Consider the following 4,152-nt stretch of genomic DNA (forward strand, 5'->3'; position numbering starts at 1 on the left):
TCTTTCAAATATTCGACTAAACGATCAAAATGGTCTTCATTTACTACCCTTGGGTAATCCGGGCTTAATTTGGGATTTACTCCATAAAAATTACGGACCGACTCTTTAAAATATTCCAAAAACTCTTTTTCTATAGAAGACTGCAACAGTAAATAATCCGGGGCTACACAAGTTTGACCCGCATTCAAAAACTTTCCCCAAGCAATACGTTTAGCAGCTACTTTCAGGTTGGCTGACTCATCAACAATACATGGACTTTTCCCCCCAAGCTCTAAGGTTACCGGAGTTAGGTTTTTTGCAGCGGCTTCCATTACAATTTTCCCCACCCTTGGACTTCCCGTGAAAAAAATATGATCAAAATCTTGATCCAGCAACATCTGTGTCTCTTCAACGCCTCCTTCCACTACTGCAACAAATTCCTGCTTAAACCACTTTTCGAAAATTCGATTCAGGGCTGCTGAAGTATGGGAGGTAATTTCAGATGGCTTTATGACTGCAGTATTTCCGGCTGCAATAGCACCGATCAAAGGCATTAGCGTAAGTTGAACCGGATAGTTCCAGGGACCAATGATCAAGACTGCCCCATAGGGTTCTTTATAAGTAAAATTTGAAGATGGAAAATTTATCAGATCCCAAGAAACTCGCTTTGGTTTAGCCCAATTTTTTAAATTCTTGATCGTAAAGTTGATCTCGTGATGAAGCAATCCCAGTTCAGTGGCATACGTCTCAAAGGCAGGCTTTTTAAAATCTTTATAAATAGCCTCATTTAATTCTTCCTCATGTTCCTGTAATAACTTCTTCAGAGTTTGCAGCTGATGGACCCTGAACTCTATGGATTTGGTAGCACCTGACCTGAAATATGTTTTCTGCCTTTCTAATAAGTTCGCTGCGTCCATCAATCTTCCTTTTTCCTGCCTGTGAATGTATCCATAGAATTATATACTCCGAAGATCTTACCCGCTACAAAGTTATAGACTTTTGAAGGAAGCACTCCCCGAATAAATGGTGTCAGTTTTACCATAAATGGTTCTCTTAGTCGGTCTTTCCCGCTCTCAACGGCATCCAGTATTTTAGTAGTGATATCATCGGGATCAAGCAGCGGCATCAGCAATGGAGCGGTTACACCTGCAAACATTCCGGTGTTGATATAGCTGGGCATTACGGTTAGTACCTTTACGGGAGTACCTTTTTTTTGAAGTTCAAGATTCAATGATTCTGACCAACCCACAGCAGCCCACTTGCTGGCTGCATAAACTGCCATTCCCGGGTTGGGGGTGAGTCCCGCAGCAGAGGCAATATTTATAATATAGCCATCTCCATTTTTTATCATCTCAGGAAGAAAAGCACGTGCCACATACATGATACCAAGACTGTTCACATCCATCGTTTTTTTGATGCTTTCCATAGAGTGTTCATCAAAATCTTTACCCGATACAATTCCTGCATTATTAAATAAAATATCTACCCGGTCGTGTTCTTTAAGTACTTTTTTTGCAGATTTTAGAACACTTTCGTGGTCACTGACATCTACTGTATCAGTCACTACGGTATACCCTTGCTTTGTAAGCTTTGAACCGGCCTCCTGAAGTGCCTTTTCATCAACATCCCAAATGATTAATTTATTTGCACCTCTGGCAAGAGATTTCTCTCCCATTAACAAGCCAATCCCCCGGGCTCCTCCGGTAATTAAAACTATTTTATTTTTAAAAGAGGACATATAAAAACCGTATATTTAAGACTTGAAATTAATCAAAAACTGAACACAAATTTCTTTGAACTAATTTTAGGGTTCAGGGTAATCAAAAATCAGACAATAAGTCCATTATTACACAAATGAAAAGATTATTATTAGTACTAAGCTTAGTAGTTTTGGTAGCATCCTGTCAACAGGCTCCAAAACAAGTATCGTTAAATTGGTCAACTGTTGAACCTTTACCGATCCCTATATCCAATAATGCTGTATCCTCAGCAGTTGTTGATGGTAACCCCTATTTATTCACTTTCCTTGGGCTTGAAGAAGGTAAAACTTTCGAAAATGTAAGCCACTTCTCTGCCAGATATGATATCCAAAACAATACCTGGGAAGAAATTCCATCAGTACCTGATGAAATTGGGCGTCTCGCAAGCACCGCAGAAACGGTGAATGGGCAGATCTACATTTTCGGAGGTTATACTGTTGCTGAAGATGGTTCTGAAGTTTCAACCCGTGAAGTTTTTAAATATGATCCCATTGCGAATACGTATGAGCAAGTTGCAGATATGCTTCTTCCTGTTGAAGATGCCGTTTCTCTTGTTTATCAAGATCGTTACGTCTATTTAGTTAGCGGATGGAATAACACCAATAATGTATCTAACGTGCAGATATATGACACCGAAACGAATTCCTGGGAACACGCCACTCCATATGCAGGCCCTCCCGTATTTGGCCATGCCGGTGGAATTGTTGGAAACACGATGATCTTATCTGACGGTGTTCAAGCTATTGTGGATGAAGGTGAGCGTATTTTCAAAATGTCACCCGGCAGTATTAAAGGTGAGATTGATTCAGAAGACCCTACTTTAATTAACTGGACCCGAATTAAACAACATCCCGGAAAAGCACGTTACAGAATGGCTGCTGTTGGGATTGAGAGCCCTGTTGAAATGGTAGTGTTTGTTGGAGGTACCGATAATCCATATAACTATAATGGAATCGGTTACAACCTTAAACCATCTTTCCCGGACAGCAGTGTGCTTGCCTACCGACTGGATACTAATGAATGGGTTGAATTAGGTGCTCAGCCTACACCAAGCATGGACCACAGAAGCATCGCAAAGTCAGGAAATGAATATTACATTATCGGCGGAATGTTGAATGGTCAGCAAATAACCGATAAGGTTCAAAAATTCACCGTTGAAATTGAAGACGAACTCTGATTCCTGATTTTTTGAAATGAATTTTTCAAAGCGAGGGGTTAATAGCCTCTCGCTTTTTTTTGTTTTTGATGCGTGGTTAAGAAACTTTACCAGATTTTATTATTCTTGGTCTAAACCATGTATTTTCTTTGCTATAATTCAAAATTATAGTTCTTAATAGGAGAGAAGAACTTACTTTAAAAACAAAAAACGTTGGTTAGTTATTCTCTAATCCAACCTTATGTTCATCTAACAAAGCCTTCATTTTCTCAACAAACAATTGTCGAAAAAATGGCCTTAAGCACATAAGTTTTTGAAACTTAACACTATAAGATTACATTTAAACTCACAATTATGACATAATTCGGGTAAAATTTCACTTATAAGTGAAATTTATTAGAAAAAATCGTAGCTTAGTTCTCCAACATTGAAATTTTCGTTACTAAAAATTGACAAAATATCGGGTGACAAATCTTCTTTCTATACCGTTCAGATGGAAGAGGGAACCATATTATTTGATCGTTTCATAAACGAAAATTCAAAACTCCATGAAAAAGAAATCAGAGACATATTACAACGCATCCGTGCCATGGCTCACCGCACCGGTGCACAAGAACACTTCTTTAAATTGCATGAAGGTAAACCCGGAGATGGCGTTTGTGCCTTATACGATGAACCCGATGCAAACCTGCGGTTGTACTGCATTAGGTTTGGGAGCGCCATCGTTATAATTGGCGGTGGCGGGCTAAAAGAAAAGATCATTAGAGAATTCCAGCAAAACAAAAAATTAACCGATGAAAATTACTTATTGAGAGAAATATCCGCCGAGATAACCGATAAAATGAAAAGTGGAGAAATTCGTTTTTCAGATGATGAACTTGAATTTATAGGAAATCTGGATTTTATATGAGCAACAAAAAGAACACATACGAAAGCGAGCTCCTTAACGAGTTGCTGGAAGGCATCACTCCTGAGGAACAAGACAAAACGACCAAAAAAATGATGCTTGCGGCAAAAATTGCGGAAGGCATCAAAAAAAAGGGCTTAAAAAAGAAAGAATTTGCTGCTCTTTTAGGTAAGGGCTCTCCTGAAATTAGCAAATGGCTGAGCGGAACCCATAACTTTACCATCGAAACTCTGATGGATATTGAAAGGGCACTCTCCATCAAACTTCTCGAAACCAAGCATTGGCAAGCTGATTCATCAGCTCAGAATATTGAAATCAAAAAACGAACAAAAAGTAGCCCCGTTTTAACT

The 4,152-nt window shown here is 39.0% G+C and carries 5 protein-coding genes; 3 read left to right on the top strand and 2 right to left on the bottom strand.

Translation table 11 applies throughout. The features are described 5' to 3' along the window. Together VFM80_RS09540 and VFM80_RS09545 are read right to left on the bottom strand one after the other, a co-directional pair. The coding region (locus VFM80_RS09540; protein ID WP_395071601.1) for an aldehyde dehydrogenase family protein at positions 1–896 on the bottom strand (896 nt) is incomplete at its 3' end. Continuing rightward, entirely contained in the window at positions 896–1,717 is an 822-nt protein-coding gene (locus tag VFM80_RS09545; protein ID WP_395071602.1) for an SDR family oxidoreductase, read from the bottom strand. The genes VFM80_RS09545 and VFM80_RS09540, both read right to left, overlap by 1 nt. Positions 1,718–1,833: 116 nt before the next feature. Here VFM80_RS09545 and VFM80_RS09550 point away from each other — a divergent pair, with 116 nt between their 5' ends. From VFM80_RS09550 to VFM80_RS09560, 3 genes are all read left to right on the top strand, one after another. Beyond that, positions 1,834–2,916, top strand: coding sequence for a Kelch repeat-containing protein (locus tag VFM80_RS09550; protein WP_395071603.1), 1,083 nt, complete (start codon positions 1,834–1,836; stop codon positions 2,914–2,916). A 406-nt stretch (positions 2,917–3,322) separates the two neighbouring features. Further along, the gene (locus VFM80_RS09555) at positions 3,323–3,805 is read left to right on the top strand and encodes a hypothetical protein (RefSeq protein ID WP_395071604.1); all 483 of its coding nucleotides are present in this window, start codon (positions 3,323–3,325) and stop codon (positions 3,803–3,805) included. Next, the coding region (locus VFM80_RS09560) for a helix-turn-helix domain-containing protein (RefSeq protein WP_395071605.1) at positions 3,802–4,152 on the top strand (351 nt) is incomplete at its 3' end. The genes VFM80_RS09555 and VFM80_RS09560, both read left to right, overlap by 4 nt.

Origin of the sequence: Gracilimonas sp. (assembly GCF_035704785.1) — a bacterium.
In the GTDB taxonomy this organism is placed as follows: Bacteria; Bacteroidota; Rhodothermia; order Balneolales; family Balneolaceae; genus Gracilimonas.